15 protein-coding genes are annotated in these 26,704 nt (G+C 44.3%); 3 read left to right on the top strand and 12 right to left on the bottom strand.

Translation table 11 applies throughout. From position 1 onward, the window contains the following. Nucleotides 1–135 precede the first annotated feature (135 nt). The 6 genes from FE392_RS14280 to FE392_RS14255 all read right to left on the bottom strand — a co-directional run bounded on the left by FE392_RS14280 (nt 136) and on the right by FE392_RS14255 (nt 9,885). A complete protein-coding gene (locus FE392_RS14280) occupies nt 136–861 on the bottom strand; it encodes a hypothetical protein (protein WP_319930887.1) in 726 nt (241 codons plus the stop codon). A 6-nt stretch (nt 862–867) separates the two neighbouring features. Continuing rightward, nucleotides 868–2,760, bottom strand: coding sequence for a lipase family protein (locus FE392_RS14275; protein ID WP_319930886.1), 1,893 nt, complete (start codon nt 2,758–2,760; stop codon nt 868–870). A 21-nt stretch (nt 2,761–2,781) separates the two neighbouring features. Next, nucleotides 2,782–3,564, bottom strand: coding sequence for a DUF4123 domain-containing protein (locus FE392_RS14270; RefSeq protein ID WP_319930885.1), 783 nt, complete (start codon nt 3,562–3,564; stop codon nt 2,782–2,784). Continuing rightward, on the bottom strand, nt 3,561–5,594 hold the full coding sequence (gene tssI / locus FE392_RS14265) for a type VI secretion system tip protein TssI/VgrG (RefSeq protein ID WP_319930884.1): 2,034 nt from the start codon (nt 5,592–5,594) through the stop codon (nt 3,561–3,563). The genes FE392_RS14270 and tssI overlap by 4 nt, the downstream gene beginning before the upstream one ends. Nucleotides 5,595–5,630: 36 nt before the next feature. Beyond that, the gene (locus FE392_RS14260) at nt 5,631–7,388 is read right to left on the bottom strand and encodes a type VI secretion system baseplate subunit TssF (RefSeq protein ID WP_319930883.1); all 1,758 of its coding nucleotides are present in this window, start codon (nt 7,386–7,388) and stop codon (nt 5,631–5,633) included. A 295-nt stretch (nt 7,389–7,683) separates the two neighbouring features. Continuing rightward, nucleotides 7,684–9,885 (bottom strand): TonB-dependent siderophore receptor, encoded by a 2,202-nt coding sequence (locus FE392_RS14255; RefSeq protein ID WP_319930882.1) that lies wholly within the window; start codon nt 9,883–9,885, stop codon nt 7,684–7,686. A gap of 276 nt (nt 9,886–10,161) precedes the next feature. Here FE392_RS14255 and fes point away from each other — a divergent pair, with 276 nt between their 5' ends. Beyond that, a complete protein-coding gene (gene fes / locus FE392_RS14250; RefSeq protein WP_319930881.1) occupies nt 10,162–11,487 on the top strand; it encodes an enterochelin esterase in 1,326 nt (441 codons plus the stop codon). A gap of 872 nt (nt 11,488–12,359) precedes the next feature. Here the strand turns inward: fes and FE392_RS14245 are convergent. From FE392_RS14245 to FE392_RS14220, 6 genes are all read right to left on the bottom strand, one after another. Beyond that, nucleotides 12,360–13,784 carry an amino acid permease gene (locus FE392_RS14245; RefSeq protein WP_319930880.1) on the bottom strand — a complete coding sequence of 475 codons (1,425 nt, stop codon included), beginning with the start codon at nt 13,782–13,784 and terminating at the stop codon, nt 12,360–12,362. A 34-nt stretch (nt 13,785–13,818) separates the two neighbouring features. Beyond that, entirely contained in the window at nt 13,819–14,844 is a 1,026-nt protein-coding gene (gene astE, locus FE392_RS14240; protein ID WP_319930879.1) for a succinylglutamate desuccinylase, read from the bottom strand. 13 nt (nt 14,845–14,857) lie between these two features. Next, nucleotides 14,858–16,201 (bottom strand): N-succinylarginine dihydrolase, encoded by a 1,344-nt coding sequence (astB, locus tag FE392_RS14235; protein ID WP_319930878.1) that lies wholly within the window; start codon nt 16,199–16,201, stop codon nt 14,858–14,860. A 126-nt stretch (nt 16,202–16,327) separates the two neighbouring features. Continuing rightward, complete coding sequence (gene astD / locus FE392_RS14230) at nt 16,328–17,806, bottom strand: succinylglutamate-semialdehyde dehydrogenase (protein ID WP_319930877.1); 1,479 nt, start codon at nt 17,804–17,806, stop codon at nt 16,328–16,330. A 42-nt stretch (nt 17,807–17,848) separates the two neighbouring features. Next, complete coding sequence (astA, locus tag FE392_RS14225) at nt 17,849–18,880, bottom strand: arginine N-succinyltransferase (protein WP_319930876.1); 1,032 nt, start codon at nt 18,878–18,880, stop codon at nt 17,849–17,851. Between the two features lie 20 nt (nt 18,881–18,900). Next, complete coding sequence (locus FE392_RS14220) at nt 18,901–20,112, bottom strand: aspartate aminotransferase family protein (RefSeq protein WP_319930875.1); 1,212 nt, start codon at nt 20,110–20,112, stop codon at nt 18,901–18,903. A 1,177-nt stretch (nt 20,113–21,289) separates the two neighbouring features. Here FE392_RS14220 and FE392_RS14215 point away from each other — a divergent pair. After that, a complete protein-coding gene (locus FE392_RS14215) occupies nt 21,290–22,915 on the top strand; it encodes a cyclic peptide export ABC transporter (RefSeq protein WP_319930874.1) in 1,626 nt (541 codons plus the stop codon). A 514-nt stretch (nt 22,916–23,429) separates the two neighbouring features. After that, nucleotides 23,430–26,669, top strand: coding sequence for a non-ribosomal peptide synthetase (locus FE392_RS14210; RefSeq protein ID WP_319930873.1), 3,240 nt, complete (start codon nt 23,430–23,432; stop codon nt 26,667–26,669). The last annotated feature ends 35 nt before the right edge of the window (nt 26,670–26,704 follow it).

Genomic DNA, 26,704 nt, shown 5'->3' with positions numbered 1-26,704 from the left:
CTTATTAGTCGAATCCAAGTATTAATATTATTTTTCACAAATTTTGCTCATGACGCACCGGCTTTATCATTGAAATATCAAAATCAAGTATATACGCAATTAAAATCATTATCACTTCACACATTTATAATTAATTTATTTTTTCTCATATTTAATTTCGCCATTAGGATATTCAGTCCATTTGTTTTCTTTATCTTGGAATACTTTTGTAATCTTAGATGTATCTAGTTTAGGACTGTAATTAATATATCCATCATTACCTGAGCGCAACCATAAGCGATAATCTGAATCTACCTCAGGGGATAAAAATACAATTTCAGAGTATTTACCTATATATTCTTCATATTCTGTGTAAAAAGTTGGAGTATAGTCTATTTTATTTTCGATATTTTTTTCACTAGAATCTCGTGATTTATTCATATCGTTGATAGATACTGATAAAATTCCACTTTTATAAAATTTAGTGTCTTTTTTTGCAAGTGGGTGCTGAGTGTAAATAAGGCCTATAGTCATGTCGCTAAGTTTCCAATCACACCAACCACCTCCATTTAAGGGAACTTTTACTTCAAATTTGTTATTATTTATCCGTTGAAAATTTAAATCCCTTTTTCTTGTTCTTTTGTCTTTCCCTGTAGGCATAAAATCAGAATTGAAGTGTGTTCTAGTACATTTATCAGAAATATATTTGACTAGAATCTTAGGTTCTGTGTTAATTGGGGCTGTACTGGCTATAATAATTGATTGACCACTATTTTTTATATTAAGTGGGAAATTCTTATCAAGTTTAACGTCTAAAAATTCACCGCAGCCAGTCAAAATAGATGTTATTATAAAAACAATTATTAATTTTGATGCATTCATATTAGATTAATCCTTATTGTACATAATAAAATAATTTAGAGCGCGTTGTCCTTCCTTACTTTTTTTACTCACTAATAAGGTAGATTCCAATTGTTGATCCAAACGTAAAAAGTATTGGTGCATAGGGCTATTGTCGTTATTTTTTAATTTTTCTGATTTTAGCTTATTACCATTTATAAAGCTCTGCTTATATTTATTTTCAAATTCCATTGCATTTTCAAACCTATGTTTGTCTTCTTTGTATATTGTATTATATTTAGGAATACAGAGTTCAAGGATTCTTTTTTTTATGAATTCCATATAGTCACCACTAAGATGGTCTAAAATATAAAACAGATCAAGACGTGTTCTGAATTCTTCAACTTTTATAGGCTGTTTATTAATAGGAAAAAAATCCTCTTTTGCTAATTCTTCGGGTAATAAAGAAGGGACTAAGTACAACTCAGTTTCAGTGTATTTTTCACCCAACAAAAAAACATTTTCTTCTATTGCCCGACCTTTATAGAAGTGAACTGTTTTTCCTTGATGCAAAAAAACTTCTTTTGATTTTGTATTCTCAATAAATTTTTTTGTTTTTTCAGGAAATATCTTTTCCATTGGAAGTAATATTACTTCTAAATGATACCCCTCTAAATCCATGCCTTGTTGGAAAAAAGGGTTATCCATGTCTCTTTCAAAAGGCACGGTCGGGACAGGGTCATTCTTATTGATATGTCGATAATGAATAATGTTGTTGATTTCCATCACTGCGCTATAAGTGATTACCCTTGGCATTCCATAAGTATATAAACAAGGGTTGTATGCTCTTAGTTGAGCACTATGGAGTAAGGCTAATGCGCCTCCTAAACTGTGGCCACAGATAAAAAGCTCTTTATCCATAGCTAATTTATTTATATCGTTAAATATATTTTTTTCCTCTGTTGAAACTTTACCATTAACTTTTACAAATTCGTTATTTACGGACATAAATGCTTGCCAAAAACCTTTATGGACTTTTCCCTTGCTGAGATATTCTTCAGATAATTTTATTGGTTTGAATTCTAAATCAGTCAATCCATCTTGACCTTGTGCCGTTCCCCGCCAACTAATAATTAATTCTTTATTATTAGCCACATAAAATAGTTGCGTGTCTAGATCTTCATCTGTATCTATAAATTCAACATGAATATAGCGTTCACGGAAAGGTACATCATATACAATAGGTTGGAATTGCTTCTGCTCAATTTGGTTAGGCAAACGAGATAAGTCTAGAAGTTGATCTTTGAAGAAATGAAAGACAGAGCCACTGTATTCTTTTGTTTCATCATTACCATTATCTTTTGCATTAGCATAAGCCAACACTGACATTAAACCCTGATTATAGGCATTCACCAGTGAATACTCTTTTTGATGGTGCAACAACAGCACCCATGCACGGAAAGGACAGATTTCCAGCACGTAACGAGTATCCACAAATCCGGCTCTAAACCCATGGAATTTATTATCCGAGAAGTGGTATTTAGGTAATTCTTTTTCATTCCAGTTCTCAATTTGAGGTGCTTTATCACAAAGGTCACCAATCTTAACATAATGATAAGAATGCCCTTGCTTTTGAGTATCAAATCGAACTTTTGAACCTAATGGCCCACGCACTGTTCTTAATGGCCTGAGCTCCATTTCATCGGCGAGCTTTTGTGCATCAGTCCAAAGTATCACTTGCATTGGTGGCAAATTCTCTTCCCGTAAGAATCCCTCACCATCAGTAACACCTGTACGGATATCTTTTTTATTGCCCACACTCATTAGTTTATAAGGTATTCCAACCAATGGCTTACCCTGTTCATCCACAAGCTGAAATTCAATCCAGTGTTTCAGTGTATTCTGACAATCAATACAATCTGTCGATTCTAATTGACCCATTCTTTTCTTCCTAAATTCGTTTTAAATTTCTTTGCTAGATGCAATCTGTTGGTTATCTGTTATAAAACGTTCAACGGTAAGTTTATTCAGGTTCTGTTTTTCGTCTCTCGCCCGTTTCAACCACGCCACCAAGCTGCTTTGTAATTGCCCTTCCGGTTCATCCAGTTTTAATGCCAATTCAGCGTTCTCTTCCCAAAGCTGGCAACTTAGCGCATAAGCCAAATTATTAAGGGCTGTATCGGTTGCATAGCGGGCTTCAATCAAATGTTCCCCCAGCACAAATAAATTTTCTGCCAATTCCTGAGGGCAATTTTCTGGTCGGTAATAGCAATGCGGTTCGGGCGTATCGATCATCAGTTCATTGACTGGGGTTAAAAGCTCACGCCAGTCACCCGGTTGTAGGGCGGGCAGCAGGGGAGTGAAAATACGGTTATCCATCAGGCGCAAAACCACTACGCGACCGCGCAGCAAGACCTGCTGATGTAACCGCCAGTGTTCTAACTGAAATGCCCACGGCAAGGTACTGCGATAGCCCCAACCCCAACTGGCATCACTGAATGCATGTTTATCCAGCAATGACGCCAGTTCCGGCAGACAGTTGGCTTTGGGTTTAATCAGCCACGGGCTTTGTTCCAACATGGCACTCATCGGCGTACCGCTGTAGAGCGGAAAAGCCTGCTCTGTCCAACCGTTGAGGTAAAAGAGCTGGACGGGATTCGGTTCCGCCAGACTGTTGACCAGAAAATAACATTCCCCTCTGTCTTGATGTGACAGCCAACTTCTCCAATCGGAAGATTCCATCATGCTTCTTCTGCTCCCGTGATAACCCAATTTTCCTCTTGCTGTGCGAGAATGGCACAAGGGGGTTTGGCGGCGAACTTAACCTCCGGCAACGGTTCTACCCCCTCCGGCAATTGCAGCGCCAACCCACGCCCGCTGCCGGCTGAGCCCTGTCCGACATTAATCGGTGAAGATAAAATCCCGCCTGGTGTGACTTTCAGAAAGCTGCCGCCCACTTTCAGGGTGATTTCTGAAGCGGCTTCCAGCACCACTTTGCCGCCGCTTTTCAGGTGGATTTCCTGCCCGCTGTCAATCACGGTGGCATCCCCGGTTTGGATATGCTGGCTGCCTGCAATCCGGTGAGACACATCGCCGTCGGTGGTGATTTTGCGCGAACCGGCGACCTGATGGTGATCATCCGCACGAATGTCGTGGTAACGGTTGTTGTCGATGCGTTGTTTTTGGTCGTGTTTGATATGCCAGCGGACGTCATTTTCAATCTGGGCGGTAAAATCTTTCTGGCCGTGGAAATAAATTTCCTCACTGCCTTTCGCATCTTCAAACCGCAGTTCGTTAAGGCCTTGGCCTTTATGGGTTTTGGTCTTGAAAGTCGTGCGGGTTTTCTCGGTCGGTAAGTCCAGCGGTGGTCGGTTCAGGCCGTTGTAGACACAACCGGTGACAATCGGGCGGTCAATATCACCGTTCAGGTAAGAGATAATCACTTCCTGCCCGATGCGCGGAATGGCCATGAACCCGAAGCCGTTGCCGTTCCAGCCCTGCGCCACACGGACCCAGCAGGATGCGCCGTCATCCGCCTTGTCATAACGGTTCCAGTGGAAATGGACTTTTATCGCTCCGTCTTTATTGACGAAGATTTCTTCTCCTTCCGGGCCCACTACCGTGGCGGTTTCATCACCATCTGCCAGTGGTTTGTAATGGAACGGCGGGCGCCAGTCGGCCAGGCCGTCGATGAAACTAAAGTGATTGCTGAGCGTGGTGCCCTCGCCACCGTTATCCCCCATGGCTTCCGGGCAGCGGCCGTGATGGCTGATACCGACAATCTGCCAACGGGCGTTGAGCGGGGCGTGCGGGTGGCTGGTGATTTCAAAGATTTTACCCGGCATCAGTTTGATGCAGTTACTGCCGCCGCTGCCGGTTTTTTTCTGGTTATCCAGCGCTTCATGGCGGTATTTGAGAAACGGTTTGGCCGCTGCATCTTTTTGAAAACGCCCGTAGCTTTCAAACACGGTATACGGGGTTTGAGTGCCAAAATCGCGGAACCCTTCGCTGCTGTGCATATGCGAGAGGTGATAGCGCGGGTTGTCATAGTTAAAGTCTTTGTGAAGGCTGCGCTGCGGACTCATGCCGACCCCCAGCCGCACCTGATAAACCGTATCGATGCCGTGGGCGGTTTCCGGTTGCGGGTTGTAAGTCAGCGGCAATCCGGCAGTCATTCCTAAATGGCTGTCACTGAAAAAGGCGGTTTCGTCTTCAAACCAGAAGCTGATGCCTTCTTCCGCCGCCAGTCGGCTGAAAAAACCATAATCGGATTCGCGTTTCTGGGTCACGTATTCCCGGTCTTGATGGGGGTCGTAGAGTTTCGAATCTGCCCGTACGTGGTGTTTTTTCATCAAATCTGTCAGGATGGCGGGCACATTTTGTTGATGGAATATCCGGCTTTCCTGATTGAGTGTCAGGCGCCAAAGTGCCGGACGCACAGTCAGGCTGTACAGGGTTTTATTGCCGTCGGTGCCGACCCAGTCAGCGTGGGAGACGATGCCGGTGATTTTGCGTTGCAATTGTACGCCCTGGAAAACTTGCAACACTGCTTCCTGCATCAACAGGGCGGTTAAATCCACTTCATCCAACGGCTTGAATGGGTTCAGGGAATGGGTTTTGACCAGTGTCAGGTTCAGGGTAAACAACTCCGATAACCCTTCCTGCAAGGAAAACTCCCCCACGCTGAACGTCTCGTCGGGAACGCCCGCAACTTGAAACGTAAACCGCAAGCCACTTTTGGCGGCAGGCAGCTTATCAATAATATTTTTCATCATCGTGTGTTTTGCTCCTTATTATGATGCGTCAATGACTTACATCTCCCGGCGTGCGCCGTAGACTTCCCGGAAAGCCCACAACGTGCCACGTGTGTCCGGGGTAAACACATCCAATTTGACGAAGGTGGACTGGCTGATAAAACACGCCATGGCTTCATGGACTAACCGACAAAAGCGGTACATTTCTCCCGCGTTGGCGTAACAGTCGGGGTTGAGCGTCAGCCCGACCCAATGCCCGCGGACAGGCCGGCCGCGTTTTATGCGGTCAGTCAGGTGCTCTTCCACCCGGACAATGCCGTCGATATGTCGGCGGATATGGCGGCTGAGCGGACGATTAAGTTCGGGATAAGCGTCAAACAGGCGGAGAAACTGTTTCAGGCTGTCGGTGGCAAACAGCAATACCGGCGGGCTGGAGAGGCAGGACAGCAATGACCAGCCAGCATTCTCTTGCAGTAAGGACGGATAATCGTCAGAGACAGGCAGAATATTCTGTACGTTGAGATGGGCGGGGGAGCTTTCTTGAGTGACGGTAATGTCGCCGGGTTTTAAGGCAGTGGCTTGCGTGTGGTAGCCGATAAAATCACCGGCAACACGCAGGGCAGGCAAATGTGTCGCCGGTTTGCCGCTCAAGTCAAAAAAGTGCAGTTGGTTCGTGAGCCTGCCCAGTAAATCTCGCTCGCGCTGGAACAGGTAATAAAACGTGTCCGGCTCCCCCTCTTCCGCCAGTTCAGGCGTTGACGGCGTAAACTGGTCGATGGGCAGATAACGGTAAGGAGAGCCCCGTTGCTGGGTTTCATCGGGTTGCTGAACGACCTGAATATCGCGCAGCCGATACAACTGCACAGATTCACCGAGGAACAAGGGGTAGCGATGGTTGCCTTCCTCCAGCAAAAGGGGTTGGCTGGTCAGGGTTTCCAGATGGATGGCGGGCACACAGCCCAACAGAAAGGCATCATTGACATCCTCCAACGGCAACTCGCCTTCAAAGCGAAAAATCAGCTCGAAACTGCCATCGGCATTGAGCGGCACTTCCCGGCAACTGTCGCTGATATCCACCGTCACAAAGTTGGACAAATGAGGCAGCGCATAATATTCCATCAACAATTGCAGACCCGCGTAAGTGCGCTTTTCCATCGGCAGGATGGGGTTGTCGAACAGGTTATGCCAACCATACGGGAAACCGCTCAGTTTACGCTGCTCGCCCTGTGCCCTGAGGCGCATCTCACAAATATGTTCGTCCAGCCACAGGCTTAATTGCGCTGCCCGCGCATTGTCGGTGCCAAGGAAAAAAGACAGTGCCCCGCTTTGCCAGACCGGAGAAGACATGCCGGTCTGGCAAAGCGTCAGCACGATTTCGCTGTGGGTGCCGGTTTTTTTCACCGCCCTGTCCCGCACGATAAGCGGTTCGATATGCAGGGAACGGCAGGTTTTAAAGGTGAGTAACTGGCCGTTGACTTCCGCAGAAATTGGCGTGCTTGCCGGGATATCAAGGGTGCCCTGATGTTCGCCGTCAATGGGCTGAAACTGCATGAGGGTTGTGGGCGGAATGGGACTCAGGGCAGTCGGCCAGATACGGGACAGGATGCCGTGGGAAATTTCGGGGCAATCATCCTCAATTTTATCCCGTAAGTTGGCCATCAACAGGGCAAAAGCCTCGAAAACACGTTCAATATCCGGATCATGGGCAGCAAACAGAAAATCGGCCAGATGGGGCGAGTCTTTCGCCACCCGTTGAGCCAATTCCCGCAGATAGGCCCTTTCCCGCAGATACATGGACTCCTTGCTGTTTTTCATTGGCTTTCTCTTCTGATTTCATTGCTATGACCAATAATTTATCAGGATTTAATATGATATATTTATCTTAAATAAGCATGATATTTTGGGTGAGTGTTTATTATACTCAACCATTAATTAGCGTATCTAATGGGATTCAATTTTTTGATGATTTAGGAGAAGTCTTAATTACGATATTTATGATGGCAGAGAGGATTTACTAATGAAGGAACGCAGATAGTGGCAGAAAATTTTTATTATGATGTGGATTATCATCATTCTTTAATTTCTGCCACTGAGATAAGTGAATTTTTTCTTACCAGTTATATTCCACCGTTGCAGCTATACTGCGCCCACTGCCAAAGAAGCAGGAAAAATCTCTTGAGCACGAAGCAACGTAGTGTTTGTCGGTTAAATTACTCACATTTAATTTTACGCTGGCACCTTTTAATTGCGATGTGGCTTCACCAAGATCATATTTCGCCATCAGGTCGTATAGGGTGTAAGCACGTACATAGAATTTTTCTGCGAAATCACCGGGCGCACTCCCCATATAACGAACACCAGCCCCCAATGTGAACCCTTTCAGAGCGGTTTGGTTGAAACTATAACTTCCCCATACAGAAGCCATATGTTCAGGAATAGCGGCGACTTTTCTGTTAACGCGTGAAGCAATTTTATCGCTTTTTATTTTGGCATCTGTGTAGGTATAGGATGCGATTAATTCAATTTCCGGAGTAATCTGGGCGTTGATTTCCACTTCAGCCCCTTTTGAGCCAATTTTACCAATTTGCTCTTTGTATTCATCATCCGGTTTTTTGGTAGTAATGTTTTCCTGTGTGATGTCAAACAGAGAAAGCGTCAACATTGTATTGTGGTTTTGCGGCTGGAATTTGATACCAATCTCTGTCTGTTCGCCTGTTGTGGGTTTGAATTTGGGTTTTGCCGGATCGCCTCGATCCAAATTAGGCTCAAAGGATGTGCTGTAGCTGATATAAGGCGAGATACCGTTATCAAAGGCATACAGTAAACCAGCTCGTCCGGTAAAAGCGTTGTCTTTCTGGGTTTGCAAGCTCTTATTGAGAAGATCTTGTTGCGTGGTTTCAGTCCAGTCATAACGGCCTGATAGGGTTAAATTCCAGTTTTCCCAACTCAGTTGATCTTGCAAATAAACGCCTAACTGATGGAGTTCCTTTTTATCATTGATGAAAGAAAGCAGAGCACTTTCATTGACGTTCACGCCCCTGACAGGGTTTGACCAATTTAAATCGTAATTTCCTTTTTTGTCACGCTTCCAATGAATATGGCTATCGACCCATTTGTAATCCAATCCAGCTATCATGTTATGTTCGAGATTGCCGGTTGAGAAAAAGGCTTTCAGTTGGCTATCGATACCTATTCCTTGGGCTTCATTGCGTTCACGTTGCGCAAATCTCGTTATGACAGGAAGTTTTTCGCCTTCATCTGCAAAATACAACATGTACTGAGAGCGATCATCAGATTTGCTGTAGCGCAGGTTTTGCTGGAACGAGAAGATATCATTGATGTCATGCTCAAAAATGTAACCAACAGACATTTGTTCCCGTCTGGAGCTATCGAAAGAGGGATCGCTGAGGTTCATGTTGTAGGGCATATAACCTGCACCCTTGACAGGCGTTACGGTGCCATATCGAGGGTAGAAGTTGCGGTATCCTGCCTTCGGATCGTTCTGGTAACTGGTTAATAAGGTGAACGTTGTCGTGTTATTCGGTGTCCATGTCAGCGCTGGAGCAATGGCGATACGCTCATTTTTATTACCTTTGACGAACTGCTTCTTGGTACTGAGAATCCCATTCAAGCGATAAAGCACTGCATTATCATCACTGAGTGCCCCACCAAAATCAAAGGCAAACGAGCCGAGACTCTGGCTTCCGCCCTTCATTTGTATTGTGTGGATGGGTTGTACCGTTGGCTTTTTGCTGGTCATGTTAATTAACCCGCCAGGGCTGGTTTGGCCATATAACACAGATGCAGGCCCATGCACCAATTCCACGCGATCCAAGAGCCAAGGGTCGATTTGGCCTGTTGTGCCTGTGCTATAGCTTAAACCATCAAGGAATTTAGGTGCATAACGGAAGCCTCGGGTAATGACTTCATCATGACGGTTGGAAGAGCCACGGTAATTAGTGATAACACCACTGGAATAGTTCAGGGAATCAGCCACCGTCGTTACACCCTGCTCTTCCATTTGGTTGCGGTTGATGACACTGATTGTTTGAGGTGTTTTGATGAGAGGAGTGCTACTTTTCGTGCCGGCAGTGCTTTCTGTTTCTACGAAATGTTTTGGTGCGCTGCCCGTATTATTTGAACTGGTGACAATTATCACATCTTCACTATCACTGGTCGTTTTATTGTCTGCCGTAGCATAAGGTGATAGTAGTAAAGCTGAAGAAAGTGTTAAGAATAACTTATTATAGTTATGTTTTTTCTTGGTTTCTTTTGTGGTTTTTAACATTTGATTATTGACAAACAGCACCATGTGTTTCATCTCTTAAAATAGAATTATTTAAAAATATCATTAAATATCAATAAAATAACTTAGGTATTATCATTCTAATTTCATTCAGTTGTTAAACGGGACAGTGAACCCATTAACTTTACTATTTAGCTGGTACGACCAATAAATTTTATAAATCATATTGCAAACAAAAATCATTATCAATAATGTTTGTTAATTATTGCTTTTATATCGCCAGACCCGATATAAAAGCATGCGCATGATTTATAAGCGAATATTTTGAAAGGAAGTAAGAAGATGAAGTTGATATTTCAACCATCAGGTACTGCCGCTAGTTTATTAGCCGATTCCCATGCGGGTTGTGAGTCATGGTGGGAACATATTTCTGCTCTAGGAACGCCAATCATAGAAGACGCCAGCAACCATCAGGCTAAGGCAACATTTTTTTGGCGCGCCCCTGATGGAGATGAACAAACTTCAACGCTGAGCCGGGTTTATATCGACATTAATGGCATCACCAGCTACCGACTTCCACAGCCACAGTGCTTACAGCGCTTACCTAAAACCGATATTTGGTATTGTTCTGTCAGCCTCGACGATGACTGGAGAGGGAGTTATCGGTTTATTCCCGTGACTGATGCCTATTTACCCCCGCCATTTTCTCAAGACATTAAACAAAAACAGCAGCAGCAACGTGAATGGTGGATTTCACTCTTTCCATTTTCCACCCCAGATCCTTTAAATCGGCAAGACCAGCACAGCAGTGGAATTGGCCTGCTTTGGTCGGCAATGCATATGCCTTATGCACCCGACCAATCCATCTGGGCACAATCTGCCATTGATCCAAGTGATACAGCATCCATTGGCAAAACAACGCTCTTGCATTTGGATTGGCACAGTGAACGCCTCAACAATCAAAGGCGTGTCTGGCTTTATGCCACAGGAGAAGCAACAGAGCAGCCCCGCCCTCTTATTATTCTGCTGGATGGGTTGAGTTGGGCAGAGAAGATGCCAATTTTTCCCGTGATTGACGCAGCGACTGAAGCACAGCAGCTACCAGAAGCAATCTGGCTTTTGGTTGATTCGATTGATATGTTTTATCGGGATCAGGAACTTCCCTGCAATCCTGATTTTTGGCAGGCCATTCAGGACGAGCTATTGCCGATGATCTCACAATATGCTGTTTTTAGTGACGATCCGGCGAAGACAGTGATAGCAGGGCAAAGCTACGGCGGTTTAGCAGCGCTGTATGCCGCACTGCATTGGCCCCAACGTTTTGGTTGTGTACTCACACAATCAGGGTCTTTTTGGTGGCCTGACAGCGCCATCGTTCAACAATTTCAGTCATCTTCTGAACATCAACCAGGTTGGTTGACACAACAAGTTCTTGATAAAAAAGTCGCCCCTTCATCACTGAAAATTTTTCAGGAAGCAGGTTCCCGTGAAGCAGATATTCATTTTGTGAATGACCAGATGCATGCTGCGTTGATAGCGGCAGGGCACCACGTCAATTATCGGGTATTTAATGGTGGACATGATATGTTGTGCTGGCGAGGTGGCTTAATAGATGGCCTTAGCTGGTTATTGGCCGAAAAGGTATCGGGAAGCTCTTGGTCAAAGTAGGATTAACAAATGGTTAGGGTCACTGTGTGCTCCTAACCATTTCACTTCTCGCATTTATTTACAAATAGTTTGTACACCATTAGGTAATAAAGGACAGACATCTTTGCAAAGTGGTTTTATAGGGTCTGGGGTTAGAGAGCAGACTATTGCTAACGCGCTAGGGATAGTAACGCTTCCGAGAAAGAGTGTTAATAAACAAGCCGCGATTTTTCTGTTCATGACTTTATACCTTATTTATTAGATGTAAATTGAAATTTGCTGTGTCCACGGGAGTCATGGGAGATTTGTTGAATAATAAAAACCATAAGCAAACTTTCTTAGCGCATTCACGCCAGTTACATAACCATAAAAATCATCATGTGCTTCTTTATCATTGAGAATAATATGAGAATTTCCGTTATCTATGTACCTAGAAATTTCATTGTTATCTCATTGAGGTTGGTAATTTATTCCATTTTATCAGCCAAAATAAATCCTTTAATTAACAATTAAAAAACATAAACACAACATAACTGACGTAAGCATTCTCACAAACGCTTTCCTTTTTGGCTATGCATTTTTTCATCATGTTTACGTTATGTTTACAAAACCAATAACCACAGACTAAAGCCGATGATATTATAGGAAATTAATCTCATTCCTTATTTGAATTTGCAAAGAAAATAAGCTGCTCTGGAGGCATGCTGTATTTTTATTGTGAATTGCTTATGTGAAATAAAATTCTTTGAGGATAGGTTGTTAGTCATTTCGGTAGGCTGTCCCGACCAGAAAATACCTTCAGTTAAGATCCCACCTTACTGTTACTTGCCGTTATGTAACAAAGCAAGGTGAGAGACTCGGAACGTTGCATTTACTCAGCGCATTTATTGAAATTAACTCTCTATTTGAGAAAGCGTTCTTTTTTGTGCCCGGGCTTTCCGCATACGCCACAAAACTTCCAAAATAACAAACCATACCGGAGTGCTGTATAAAGCAACGCGCGTATCGTAATCAAATATCATGATAACGACGGTAAAGGCGAAAAATATTAAGGTGCACCACGTCATTGGGATGCCCATCGGCATTTTATAGATGGATGCTTTATGTAAATCCGGGCGCTTTTTACGGTAAGCCAGATAAGCCAGCAAAATCATGCACCAACTGTAAATAACCATAATCGCGGCAACCGTAGAGACAATAACAAATAATTTCATGACATTGGGGATAAGAAACAGCAGGAATACTCCACTTGCCATACAAATAGTGGAAAATATCAGGCTGAAAACAGGTACGGCACTTTTGATGGAAAGCCGCCCGAATTTATGATGGGCCAGCTTCTCAGTCGATAACCCATACAACATGCGAGTACAAGCATATAACCCACTGTTTGCCGAAGACATGGCAGAGGTTAGCGCCACAAAGTTAATCACTGCCGCCGCCGCAGGGAGCCCGGCCAAGGCAAATAATGTCACAAACGGGCTGATTTCCGGTGAAATTTGTGGCCATGAAGTCACGGCAATAATGCACATGATAGAGAGTACGTAAAAAATAATGATCCTGATAGGAATGCTGTTGATGGCTTTAGGCAAGATTTTTTCCGGCTCTTTCGTTTCCCCCGTGACTGTCCCAACCAGCTCAATCCCGGTAAAAGAAAAGATAGCAATTTGAAAACCGGCGAAGAAACCAAATAAGCCATTCGGCAAGAATACGTCCGGCTCTGTCAGATGACGGACAGAGGCTGTCACACCATTGGGAGAAGTCCATCCTATAAATACCATGCCAATACCAACGATAATCAAAGCGACTATCGCCACCACTTTAATCATGGCAAACCAGAATTCTGTTTCGCCAAATAAGCGAACAGAAAAAAAGTTACTCAAACACATCAACCCTAAAATCAGCAGGGCACTTAGCCAAAGATAGCTGTCCGGAAACCAGTATTGGATATAACCGCCACAAACCACAACATCCGCAATGCAACTGACTATCCAGCTCATCCAATATGTCCAGCCCAGAAAATAGCTGGCTTTATCCCCGAGATAGTCTGCCACGAAATCAGCAAATGTCCGGTATTCCAATTTAGTGAGCAGCATCTCTCCCATTGCCCGCATCACCATGAAAGCAAAAAAACCAATCAATAGATAAGTCAGAATAATGGAAGTCCCTGATACCGCGATAGTTTTCCCTGTTCCCATAAACAAGCCGGTACCGATGGCTCCGCCGATAGCTATCAATTGAATATGCCGTTTGCCTAATCCACGGTGCAGTTTTTGCTCACCTGTGGAGCCCTCCACAGGTGTTTTTGATGAATACGTCATGAATAACCTCTGCTACTTTTTTTATATGGCTCGGTTATGTTAACTTTGCCAGCAATAAACCCGCCCTAAGCCCAATGGCAACACGGGCATTAGGAAATAGAATAAAATTGGCAGGAGACGTGACTTTCCAAGATTGATCTTGCTGGTTGGCTATCTCGAAACCTTCCGGCAATTCAGTGAAGTTTTTGGTATCTTCTGGAATATTAAGTTGGAAGCTATCGTGCTGCTTGATGATGGCATCAACGACCTGATAACGTTTTAGTGCCGGCTTGCTCCTTTTGATTTCCCGCGAACCTGCAATCAAATCCTGCAATGCTTGCGCAATATTGCTGAATTTTGCCAGATTGTTCTGGCCAAAAGGCAGTGCCTTGCCAACTTCTAATGTGCAACTTTCTGCATTGAAATGCTCACTGGTAAAATTGCTGAACGTCCCGCCCACAGCTTTATGAAATACCACGGCATCAATATCGCTATCACTCAGCCACTGTAAAAAATCCGCTGCATATTTGCGGGTCTGGTAAGGCAGTAAAGCAAATTGCTCATGGCAAGACCCCCGGATCGCAGTATGGAGATCAAGGTGCCAGCATTTCTCGGAAGAGATAACTTCGGGCTCGCGAAAGAATTGCCGAATAACCTCTTCCAGCTCTACCGCTCGCTTGGTCTCATTTCCCGGCGGGAAATTCTGGTGCCGGCCACCAAACATACGGTTGAGGTCATTATCCAAATAGCGGACACCTGCACGCATCGCGGGCAAATTGCCGAAAACTACCAGAAGATTGTGCCGCAATGGCAGGCTTCCTTGCGCCAATTGCGACAATATTTGGATAAGTATTTCTATGGGCGCTGTTTCATTGCCATGTATTCCGGTTGAAATAATTAATGTATCAAGCTGTTGTTTTGTTGCCCGTTCTTGCTGCAATGGAAGCAGATGCAATACACCTTCCGCCAGCCATGATGACTTAATGTTTGGCGGAAACTGCAACGTATTTTCAATGCCGTTTTCAACACGGTTAAGCTGGCTATCAATCTTTTTTTCAAGCAGTAATGTCAGTAAATCCATCTTAATCTCCTGATTAGCGCTGAAAATCGTAGATAGAACCCAGCTTGAGAATTTGAGTCAATTCATCCAGAGCTTCATAAACTTCCCTCAGCAGTTGAGGGTCAGCCAGATCCGCCACATATAAAGAGTCACGGTAATAACGCTCAACCCATGCCGTCAGGCGCTGATAGAGTTCCACCGTCATCAAAGAAGCCTGATTCACCGCCGCCAGTTCTGTTTCAGTCAAAGCCACCCGAAGCCGCAGGCAAGCTGGCCCGCCACCGTTGTGCATGCTTTCCCGCAAATCAAAGAAATGAAGCTTGTTGATAGGGGAATTGGCCTCGGCAACCAACGCTTGCAAATAGTCTGAAACATTGCGGTTCTGACGGCACTCTTCCGGCAGAATCAGCATCATTTTGCCATCGGGTTGACTCAGCAACTGGCTGTTGAATAAATAGGATTCAACCGCATCTTGAATGCTGACTTGCTCAGCCGGGACTTCCAGTGCAATCAATGTTTGTCCGAGGCGTTCCATCTTTTGCCTGAGTTCATCCATGACTGATTGCTGGTTCAAAAACGCTTGCTGATGGTGGAAAAAAACGTTGCGGTTGTTGACTGAAATCACGTCGTTGTGGAATACACCGCTATCGATGGCAACCGGATTTTGCTGGGCAAATACGGTTTTTTCTTCCTCAAGCTGATGCAGGCGGGCAACGGCCTGACTGGCTTCCAATGTTTGCCGTGCAGGATAGCGCTTAGGTTCGACACCTTCCTGCAAGGATTTACGTCCATATACAAATAGCTGGACGCCCGCTTCACCATATTCGCCACAAAAACGGTTATGGTTTGCGGCCCCTTCGTCTCCCCAATCCGCATGTTGCGGTAAAGGATCATGATGGACAAAACAATCCGAGCCAGGGAAAGTCGCTTTCAATGCTTTTGATGTGAAAGTACTTTCCAGTGAACGGTGCACCTTATTGCTCAGGTTGGCGACCGTAAAGTGGACTCGCCTGTCAGCACTGTCTGCCGAAGGAGAAACCGTTGCGGCGTTTGCTGTCCACATGGAAGAAGCAGAACTCAGACTCGACAACAATGAGGGAGAATACCGTAGCGCTTTGTTCAATACCTGCTCATCGCTGCCGGTAAACCCCAGTTGCCGCAATACAGGAAGATTGGGGCGTTGTTGGGGAGGCAAAACCCCCTGTACCAGCCCCATATCAGACAGCGCTTTCATTTTCATCAATCCCTGAAGTGCGGCTTTACGGGGATTGGATTCCTGCCCCTTATGATTCATGGCAGCTTCATTGCCTATTGATAGCCCGGCGTAGTTGTGGGTCATTCCCACCAAACCATCAAAATTTGCTTCAATTCCCGACATAATCACCTCTATACCCGTCATATTTTAAGATGCATCTATGTTCTCCCCAAGTTGCGGGAAGAACATAAGTTGCTTCCTGCAACTGGAAGTTAATTGCGTATAACATCCTATTTATGAATGGAAAAATTAAGAACGGAAGAAACCCAGCCCCGGCGCGGGAGTTTCAGGCATGACAATATTGTCAGCCGTCAGGGAAGCCATCGGCCAAGCACAATAATCTGCTGCATAATAAGCACTCGGACGATGATTGCCCGAAGCGCCAATGCCGCCGAATGGTGCTTTGCTTGATGCCCCTGTCAGGGGTTTATTCCAGTTCACAATCCCTGCCCTCGCTTCCTGCAATAATCTGTCGAACAAGGCAGCATCAGGTGAAATCAACCCGGTAGCCAGACCAAACCTTGTATCATTTGCGATTGAAATGGCTTCATCGAAAGAGTCATAACGGTTTAGCGTTAGCAGAGGGCCAAAATATTCTTCATCAGGCACCCCCTTGGCATTGGTGAGGTCAATAATGCCCGGTTTCATAAAGGTGGAGCGGGGATCTGGCTGTGTCAGGGGAAGCAGGGAAACCCCACCCAATGCCAGTAATTTAGATTGTGCTTCCAGCAAACCTTCTGCGGCAGCCAAAGAAATCACACCGCCTATGAATGGCTGTGGTTCAGCATTCCAGTGCGCAGGAACAATCTGCCCTGCTGCATCGATTAAACGCTGAATCAATGCATCGCCTTTCTCGCCTTGTTTCACCAGCAATCTGCGGGCGCAGGTACAGCGTTGCCCTGCGGAAATAAACGCAGACTGAATAATGGTGTAAACCGCTGCATCGAGATCGTCATAATCATCCACAATCAATGCATTGTTGCCGCCCATCTCCAGCGCGAGCATTTTTTCTGGTTGCCCCGCCAATACACGATGGAAGTGGAAGCCGGTTGTTGCGCTGCCGGTGAACAGGACTCCGTCAATTTCACGGTTGTCCAGCAATGCCCCGCCCGTTTCTTTACTTCCCTGCACCAGATTCAGTACCCCTGATGGCAGGCCGGCCTTGATCCACAGCTCCACTGTTTTCTCTGCTGTCATTGGGGTTAATTCACTTGGTTTAAATACCAGCACATTACCCGCAATCAGTGCCGGAACAATGTGCCCGTTCGGCAAATGCCCCGGAAAGTTGTACGGGCCAAAAACAGCCATGACGCCGTGGGGGCGATGCTGCAAAATGGCTTTGCCGTCTGGCATGGCGGTTTCGGAATATCCTGTCCGTTGTTCCCATGCTTCAATGGATATTGCGATCTTGCCTATCATGGACTGAACTTCTGTGCGTGTTTCCCACAGCGGTTTGCTGGTTTCTTCACTGATCACCCGGGCAATATTTTCTTTTTCTTGTGTCAGGAGATCGGCAAAAGCCTGAATAATCGCAATGCGCTTCTCAACCGTTAATTTCGACCATGCAGGAAATGCCTTGCGGGCAGCCAGACAAGCGTCGTCTACCTGACTGGCCGACGCTCCATTTGCCTGCCATAAAACCGTCTGATCAACCGGAGAGTGTTTAATGACAGGCAAGCCCTGCCCTGATACCCACTCACCGCTTATGTAATTTGCTTGATGATTCATTATGAAAACCCTTAACTGAGAAAACGCTTAATAGTGAAACGATTAAGAGAACAGAGGGGCAAATCGCACCGAATCGCCATCATTCACCTGAAGTGCTTCCATCTCTTCGGGAGTAAGCCGGAGTTCATCACTTTCCAGAGGTTCTGGAATATTCAGAAGGAGCGCTTTAAATTCCTGAAAATGCAGGTTAGAAACGATGCATTCGACACCTTCTTGGGTGCGGGAAACATTTGTGCTCTTTTTGACTTGCGCAAGCCGGCTGGCTTTAACAGTGCGTACATTGTCTATTTCTGCATCCAGAATGGCGCCGGCATCAAAAATATCGACGGCATCGTGATAGGCGAACCCTTCTTTTTCCAGAATAATGCGGGCGGGTATCGTCTTTTCATGCACCTGCCCGATAGACTGACGGGCTTCCTCTGACAACAAAGGGACGTAAATGGGATGAAATGGCATCAGTTCGGCAATAAATGTTTTGGAACCGATACCAGTCAAATAATCAGCTTCAGAGAAAGGAACATTGAAAAAATGTTGCCCAAGGGAGTTCCAGAATGGGGATTCACCCTGTTTATCCACGACACCGCGCATTTCCGCAAAAATAGATTTCGGGAACAGGTGCCTGAACGCGGAAATAAACAAAAAACGACTTCTGGAAAGGAAGATGCCATTGCGCCCTCCGTGGTAATCGGGATCAAGGAACAACGTACACAGTTCACTGCTTCCGGTAAAATCTTGCCCGACAATCAGCGTTTCAAACGAGTTATACACCCCCAACTCACGGGAGGCACGCACTGATTTGTGCACACGAAAATTGTAGAAAGGTTCTTCCAGCCCGACCGCAACTTCCAGTGCACTGACACCAACAACACGATGCTTTTCCGTGTCTTCCAGAGTAAACAAAAACCCTTGTTGTGCTCGTCCCTTGGCATCGTTGAAAGAATCAATGCTGCGTGAAATCCGTGCTGCCAGAACTTCCTGATTATTTGGTAACGTCGTCAGGCCAACACCAGCACGGGACGAAAGATTAAGGATATCGCCTAAATCTTCATATTGAACGGATCTAAATAGCATCATGATATCACCTCAAATCAGCTTTATTCCTGCACAAATCGCTTAAGGGCGCTTTCCAAGCGAATGAAGCCGTCATCGATATCTTGTTGCCCGATGTTTAATGCCGGCGCAAAACGCAACACATTCGGGCCTGCTATCAGGGCAATCAATCCCTCTTCCGCAGCGAGATTCGTCAGTGTTTTTGCCTTGCCTTGGTATTTTTCAAGTAGCTCCGCGCCCAGCAGCAACCCTTTGCCGCGTATTTCACTGAATACCTGATAGCGTTGGTTGAGTTCAGTCATACGGCGGATAAAGTCTTGATGGCGCTCTTTTACTCCTGCCAGGAATTCCGGTTGATTCACCAGTTCAACGACTTTATTGGCGACGGCTGCTGCCAGTGGATTACCGCCGAAGGTTGTGCCATGGGTACCCGGCTGGAAAGCATCAGCAATATCATTTGTGGTTAGCATGACGCCGACCGGAAAACCGCCGCCAAGACCTTTCGCGCTGGTCAGAATATCGGGGTTTACGCCCGTTTCTTCATAGGCATACAAATAGCCGGTTCTTCCGATGCCGGTCTGGATTTCATCAAAAATCAATACAGCTTGATGCTGGTCACACAATTCCCTCAATGCTTTCAAAAACGCAGGATCAGCCGGGATAACTCCTCCTTCACCAATAATGGGTTCAACAATCACCGCACAGGTTTTATCAGAGATGTGAGATTTGATAGCGTCAATATCATTGAACGGAAGGTGGCTAATTTCTTGTGGCAGTGGAGCAAAGTCCTGAGAATATTTTGGCTGGCCACCGACAGTCACTGTAAATAATGTCCGACCGTGGAAGGAGTTTTCAAATGAAATAATTTCGTTCTTCTGACTGCCATATTTATCTAATGCGTATTTTCTGGCAATTTTTAATGCCGCTTCATTCGCCTCAGCCCCGGAGTTACAGAAGAAAACCTTATCAGCGAATGTATTCTCAACCAGCGATTTTGCTAATTTTAAAACAGGCTCATTCGTGTAACCATTACCGATATGCCAGATATTTTCCATTTGCTGACGTAATGCATTCTTTAATTCATCATTGGCATGACCTAATGAATTAACGGCGATCCCACCTGCAAAATCAACGTATTCCTTACCTTCCTGATCCCATACACGCGAGCCTTTTGCCTTGACCGGGATAAATTTTGCTGGTGAAAAACAAGGAACCATATACTGGTCAAACCAACTTCTTTGGATCATGTTTGGCATTTGTTTATCCTCAAATAATAGGAGGAAAAAGAAAAATAAACTTATATATCATTGAATGTAATTCTTAATTAATAGATTCATTTAAATTATCTATTGCTGTTTCCAATATTTAAAAACAGTTCCATTTTTTAAGAGTATAAATTTAAAAACATATGTCTTTAAAACCACATGTTTTAAAAGTTAACTTTCCCGCTCTCAATGACATTTTCGTAATATCTTTCTTATCCTTTTTGATTAGTATTTAATCTCATAATCTCCGTGGCATTTAACAATGTCAATACAATAAAATCACAATAGATTTACTTTATGATGTTTTTCACAATTTAAAAAATTCGCTTTATTTTCAATTTATGCATTATTTATGCATAAAAAAATAAACAAATATGAGTACAGAATTGAAGGTAATGAAAGCGGGCAAATATTGTTCAATAATTATTCATGATTATGACTGTAATTTATACCCATCTTATAAAAATTATATTTGCAATTAGCAACTTTAGCTCTATATGACAACAATATAATTAAAAATCAAATGGTTAAGTAAATTATTTTACTTTTATAATTTATGAAAACGCCTAAATCTTGTTGCAAAAGCATTTGGTTTTCAGGCAGTTTTTCTTGTTTTCTCTGGCAAGTCCTTATCGCACTGTAAATGAAGCGTAAGTGAAAAGCAGGTTGTTCACATAAAAGCGCGTTGAAGACCCTCTTCCGGCAAGGTGCACCTGCTCTGCAAAATTTTCCCGGTGATATTTTCCCTGCGATAGATGGAACACCCAACAGCAAGTGAAACGATTGTCAGGAAATTCTTTGATGATTTATTGATAAAATTTATATTGGCTACTTCAATTATATATTGATGATGTATTTATTTCGATCATTCAAATTTCTGACATTCACATAATAAATACACAGGAATAAACTTCTTATATTAACTTTATATTTTTAACAAATAACATGGCTTATTAAAAAATATTACGCCACTAAGTTGCTCACCGAAATTAATTAAAATTCCCTTTTACATTACCTGATGAATTTTTATCACAATAATATTTATTAATATCACCATGATATAAATCACTCTTGCAGTTTCATAAGAAAAAAACAACTATAGTGAATTGTGTAGAGAGATATATGAATTTTCATATTAATTATAACCTTCGACAATGGCTTGTTTTTTATGACTCTAATAGCTTATTTATATCGCCAATCTTGGGTATTACTGCTTGTATCGACAATAAGCGCATTAATTAGTGGATTTGCCGGTGCTGCGATAGTTGGCATGATCAGCCAAGGCGTTACAGAGACAATAAATCTGACAGGATTTCTGTGGACCTTTTTTGGCATCTGTTTTCTTTTTTTTATTACAAAAACCGTATCAGAAATTACATTATCTCATTTAGCCCAAGCCACCATTTTTTCATTGCGCTTGAGTTTGAGTAATAAAATTTTACGTGCCCCACTCAAAAAACTACATAAACTTGGGCGACATGGATTATTGGCGGTCTTAACCAAAGACGTTGATGTATTCGTACACTCTTTTATGTTGGCTCCCAGTGTTTTTGGGAATATCACACTGATATTGGCCTGCTTTAGTTATTTAGCCTGGTTATCCTGGCAGTTGCTTGTCATTCTAGCTGCACTCAGCCTGACTTTAATGTACTTATTCTATTTATGGGAAAAATACCCATTGCGCCTGATGACGCTGATGCGTGATCAAGTAGATAAAATCTACCTGAATTTCCAAAGCCTGATTGATGGCAGCAAGGAACTGCAACTAAATAAGCAAAAAGGCAATCTTTTTATTGAAAAAGTTATCTCACCAGCGGCTAAAACTTTCCAAAAAATCTGCGTTAAAGCGAATTCGAGTTATGCATGGGTTCTGAATGCCAGCTCTGTCACATTCTATATCCTCATTGGCATCATCGTCTTTGTTGTTCCTATTTGGCTGCCTCAAGAACCATCAACACTTTTCACGGTTTCGTTGCTTGTTCTTTTCCTGTCTGGCCCTATATCTGAGGTCATCGGTGCCATTCCGGAGCTGAGAGAAGCTGAAGTTTCATTGAATAAAATGCGCCGCCTCGACAGTGAACTGGAAGAAGCAATGTCCAACCGGATTGAAGGCCCCTGCCCATTCAATAATAACCAGCCCGTCACTCTTGAACTGAGCAATGTCGTCCATCATTACACGACCGATAGAGAAGATCGCCAGTTCGCACTCGGCCCGCTGAGCCTGAAAATATCGCAAGGCGAAATTGTTTTTATTGTCGGGGGTAACGGCAGCGGTAAAACAACGCTTGCAATGTTGCTTGTGGGTTTGTTTGAACAGGAATCAGGCTCTGTTTTTCTCAATGGTGTTCCTGTCACGTCAGCGAATAACGAATACTATCGCCAATATTTTTCTGCTGTTTTTTCTGATTACCATCTCTTTGAACAACTGCTCACCAGCGACAAAGATGTTACCGAAAAAGCAACGCACTATATTGAAGCTCTCAATATGGGGCATAAAGTAAAAATTGTTGATGGTGGTTTCTCTACGACCAACCTTTCCGCAGGTCAGCGGAAACGGCTGGCATTGGTTTCCGCTTATTTGGAAGACCGTCCTGTTTATCTGTTTGATGAATGGGCAGCCGACCAAGACCCCGTATTCAAGCGCCTGTTCTACACAGAGTTGCTGCCTGAATTAAAATCCAAAGGTAAAACTGTCATAGTGATCAGTCATGATGATGCTTACTTTGATGTCGCCGACCGTGTCATTAAATTGGAAGACGGCAATATCAAAGAAATAAATAATAAAATTCATTAAGCCATTTAATAAATATGAATCTCATCACAAAGAGCCTAATAACTTAGGCTCTTATTAGCTTTATGCATCCAATGAGTTTCAAATTATTAAATGAATAAAAATCATTACACATAATAAAATTTAGCATGCAGAACCTATAATAAAATTAGATACGTTAGAAAAGCATTATTAGAAATGTGCAATAAAAAAATTTAATGTAAAATTATCTAATAGCTGAAGAATTTGATTTTTTCAGGCATAAGAAGGAATCGAGTGTTTTATTGAAAATCAGACTGTTCTTTTTTATGAGAATGGTCAGCTATTTTTATTTCACTGACTCTGGATGTGTTCATAGAGACGAATATAGATATTTTTTCTAACAGAGCCTTTACAAATAGAAAATTTACTAACGGGAATAGATGCAAGTCTATTTCAGGGCGTTAGCTTTTCATTCGTTTCAGCTCAAGTGTGATTTTTTGTTTTATCAGTTCTCATGTTTTTATTTTTAATGTACCCATAAAAAGGGAGCTATAGAATGAATTACCCTGACCAATTGAAATCATTCCCTTTATCGGAAGCGCAAAGCAGCCGCTGGTTTCAATATCAAATTGATCCTGATAAACGCGGTCAAAATAATAGTGCATTTTGTGCCCGCATTAAAGATTTAGCCGCCGAGCAATTAGAAAATGCACTCAATGTATTGTTGCAAAGGCACCCGATGTTGCGGGCAAGTTTTGGGATATATAACGGTGAACTGGGCTACTGCATTGCAGACAATTGCAAAATCACACTTACGATACACGATGCTCAACATCTCAGCGAAGAAGCACTCCAGAAACAAGTTCAGGATGATTGCTGGCATTCTTTTGATTTATCACATCCATTGCGGGTTTATGCCAGTTGGTATCAATGCAGTCAGCATGAAAGTGTGATGATGGTGACATTTGATCACCTGGCTGTCGATGGCTGGTCTTACTGGATATTATTGGATGAGCTTGGTGCACTGCTCTCTGGGCATTCTCTGGAACCAGTGCCTGAAAACAGCTATCACGACTATGTAGAATGGCAACAAAAATGGTTAAAAAGTGCCGGCGCCAAAAAACAACAACAGTTCTGGCAAAATGCGTTGGCGGGTAATTTAGCGGTATCGCAGTGGCCTTCTAAAAATGGGACTTCCGCTGTCCGCGGGAAGGTTTCTTTATATAAAAAAATCCCTTCTTCTCTGGTGAATAAGCTGCGGGATTTAGCCCCCAAATATGACAACAGTCTGTTTGCCATTTTCTTGGCTGCCTATCAGGTTCTTCTCAACCGCTATACCGAGCAGGATGACGTTATTATCGGCTCTATTATGCCGGGACGCGGCCGTGCCCGCTGGGGCAAACTGGTCGGCGAGTTTATCAATCCGGTCGCTTTGCGCAGCCAAATCGATGGCGAGATGTCGGTACAGGAACATATCTCACAGGCAACAAAAACTATTCGGCAAGGTATTGAGAATCAAAAATACCCGTTCTCCAGAGTGCTGGAACAACTACAGTTACAGCGCAACGCTGAAGTGCCCCCGGTTTTCCAGAACGCCATTATTTTCCAGAAAGCCAGATATATTGACGATTTACCTGCCCTTTGGATGGCAGAGGATGACTCGGTAACCATAAAATGGGGCAGCGCTGAACTGCGGCCTTTCCCTTATCCTCATTATGCCGATATTCCTGTTCCATTGACTATCAATGTGTTGGAAGCCAATGAGCAGATCCGTTATTCCTTTTATTACGATACCGCCGTATTTGATGATGAGTTCATCAGCCAGCTAATGCAGAATTTCCTGAATCTGCTGGAAGCGATGACAAATGATGAGCACCAGTCAGTTAATCGTTTGCCTTTAATGGATGAACAGGCACGCCGGCAAGTCCTCCATGATTTCAACGACACTGACAAACCTTTCCCGCAACACGCGCTGATCCACCAATTTATCGAGCAACAAGTTGAGCGCAATCCTGCGGCAACGGCCCTGCTTTGCGGTGATGAACAGCTCAGTTACCGGGAGTTGAACCAACGGGCCAACCAGCTCGCCCGCGCCCTCATTGATGCTGGGGTTCACCCAGATGACCGGGTCGCAATTTGCATGGAACGCAGTTTGGATATGGTTATTTGCCTGCTCGGCACTTTAAAGGCCGGTGCTGCGTATGTGCCGCTTGATCCAGAATACCCGACCGACAGACTTGCCTATATCCTGTCAGACAGTGAGCCTGTAATCGTATTGACACACCACGGTTTGCAGGAAAAATTACCCGCGACCGACATTCCTGTCTGGATTCTGGATACCCCAACGGTTCAGGCCAGTCTGAATCATCTATCTGGTGATAATCTGGATGCCGCTCATTTAGGGCTAACATCCCGCCATTTGGCCTACGTGCTCTATACTTCCGGCTCTACGGGCCTTCCGAAAGGGGTGATGAATGAACACCGTGGCGTCGTGAATCGCCTGCTCTGGGCACAGGATACTTATCAATTAACCCCACAAGATAAGGTGCTGCAAAAAACACCATTCAGTTTTGATGTATCCGTCTGGGAATTTTTCCTGCCCCTGATGTTTGGCGCGCAATTGGTGATGGCTCGTCCCGGCGGGCACAAAGAGCCGGATTATTTGCTGGAAGAAATCGAAAGCCGTGGCATTACTACACTGCATTTTGTTCCTTCCATGCTGCAAAGTTTTCTTCATTATGTTCCCGCCGACCGTTGTCGTTCCCTGCGGCAAATTTTATGCAGCGGCGAAGCGCTTCCCTATGCCTTGCAACAGCAGTGTCTGGCTCAATTGCCTCACAGTGAGTTACATAATTTATATGGGCCAACCGAAGCCGCCATTGATGTTACTGCTTGGCAATGCGTTCCTGACAGCTATGTCGGGCAGGTGCCGATTGGCTACCCGATTTCCAATATTCAAATTTATATTCTCGATGCTCTCGGGCAGCCAGTCCCTGTAGGAATTGCCGGTGAAATTCACATCGGTGGGGTCGGAGTTGCCCGTGGTTATCTGAATCTGCCCGAACTGACCGCAGAGCGTTTTATTGCCGATCCCTTCAGTACCGACTCACAAGCCCGCCTGTACAAAACCGGCGATCTGGGGCGCTGGTTGCCGAATGGCAGTATTGCCTATCTGGGGCGCAATGATTTTCAGGTCAAGATCCGCGGGTTGCGCATTGAATTGGGTGAAATTGAAACTCGTCTGGCTGAATGCACAGATGTGCGCGAAGCGGTTGTTGTTGCGCGGGAAAGTGAAGCGGGAGATAAACGGTTGGTCGCTTACCTTATTCCCAATCCGGGTTGCACACTGAGTATCTCCCAGTTGCGTGAGCAGTTAAGCAAGCATCTTGCTGATTACATGATACCAAGTGCCTTTGTGATGATGGATGCCTTCCCTCTCTCCCCGAACGGCAAACTCGACCGTAAAGCGTTGCCGGCTCCCGATCATGCTTCGATGTCCACCCAAGAATATGCAGCCCCGGAAAGCGAGACAGAAGAACAACTGGCCGCTATCTGGCAATCATTGTTGGGCCTGGATCGGATCAGCCGTTATGACAATTTCTTCGAACTTGGCGGCCATTCGCTGCTGATTTTACAGTTACAGGCTCAGATCCAAGAAACCTTTGATGTCGAACTCTCAATTCATCAACTGTTTTCACATCCAACCCTCTGCCAGCTTGAAGAATGCATTATTGACTCTCTATTGCAGCAATTTGATTCAGAGTCTCTGCAAGATATTTATAAATCAAATAGTTAGTTTTTACTTTTTTGTTTTAAATGGTGATCAATAAA

This window comes from Xenorhabdus santafensis, assembly GCF_033949405.1.
GTDB lineage: Bacteria > Pseudomonadota > Gammaproteobacteria > Enterobacterales > Enterobacteriaceae > Xenorhabdus > Xenorhabdus santafensis.
The sequence above is the reverse complement of the archived record's forward strand: the minus strand, read 5'-3'. Positions and strand labels throughout refer to the sequence as shown.

What these genes read in the sequence shown, in the direction of transcription:
- fes (WP_319930881.1), top strand. Translation starts at nt 10,162, where the DNA reads ATGAAGTTGATATTTCAACCATCAGGTACTGCCGCTAGTTTATTAGCC.
- FE392_RS14220 (WP_319930875.1), bottom strand. Translation starts at nt 20,112, where the DNA reads ATGCCAAACATGATCCAAAGAAGTTGGTTTGACCAGTATATGGTTCCT.
- FE392_RS14245 (WP_319930880.1), bottom strand. Translation starts at nt 13,784, where the DNA reads ATGACGTATTCATCAAAAACACCTGTGGAGGGCTCCACAGGTGAGCAA.
- FE392_RS14215 (WP_319930874.1), top strand. Translation starts at nt 21,290, where the DNA reads ATGACTCTAATAGCTTATTTATATCGCCAATCTTGGGTATTACTGCTT.
- FE392_RS14270 (WP_319930885.1), bottom strand. Translation starts at nt 3,564, where the DNA reads ATGATGGAATCTTCCGATTGGAGAAGTTGGCTGTCACATCAAGACAGA.
- FE392_RS14255 (WP_319930882.1), bottom strand. Translation starts at nt 9,885, where the DNA reads ATGGTGCTGTTTGTCAATAATCAAATGTTAAAAACCACAAAAGAAACC.
- astE (WP_319930879.1), bottom strand. Translation starts at nt 14,844, where the DNA reads ATGGATTTACTGACATTACTGCTTGAAAAAAAGATTGATAGCCAGCTT.
- FE392_RS14210 (WP_319930873.1), top strand. Translation starts at nt 23,430, where the DNA reads ATGAATTACCCTGACCAATTGAAATCATTCCCTTTATCGGAAGCGCAA.
- tssI (WP_319930884.1), bottom strand. Translation starts at nt 5,594, where the DNA reads ATGATGAAAAATATTATTGATAAGCTGCCTGCCGCCAAAAGTGGCTTG.
- FE392_RS14280 (WP_319930887.1), bottom strand. Translation starts at nt 861, where the DNA reads ATGAATGCATCAAAATTAATAATTGTTTTTATAATAACATCTATTTTG.
- astA (WP_319930876.1), bottom strand. Translation starts at nt 18,880, where the DNA reads ATGATGCTATTTAGATCCGTTCAATATGAAGATTTAGGCGATATCCTT.
- FE392_RS14275 (WP_319930886.1), bottom strand. Translation starts at nt 2,760, where the DNA reads ATGGGTCAATTAGAATCGACAGATTGTATTGATTGTCAGAATACACTG.
- astB (WP_319930878.1), bottom strand. Translation starts at nt 16,201, where the DNA reads ATGTCGGGAATTGAAGCAAATTTTGATGGTTTGGTGGGAATGACCCAC.
- astD (WP_319930877.1), bottom strand. Translation starts at nt 17,806, where the DNA reads ATGAATCATCAAGCAAATTACATAAGCGGTGAGTGGGTATCAGGGCAG.
- FE392_RS14260 (WP_319930883.1), bottom strand. Translation starts at nt 7,388, where the DNA reads ATGAAAAACAGCAAGGAGTCCATGTATCTGCGGGAAAGGGCCTATCTG.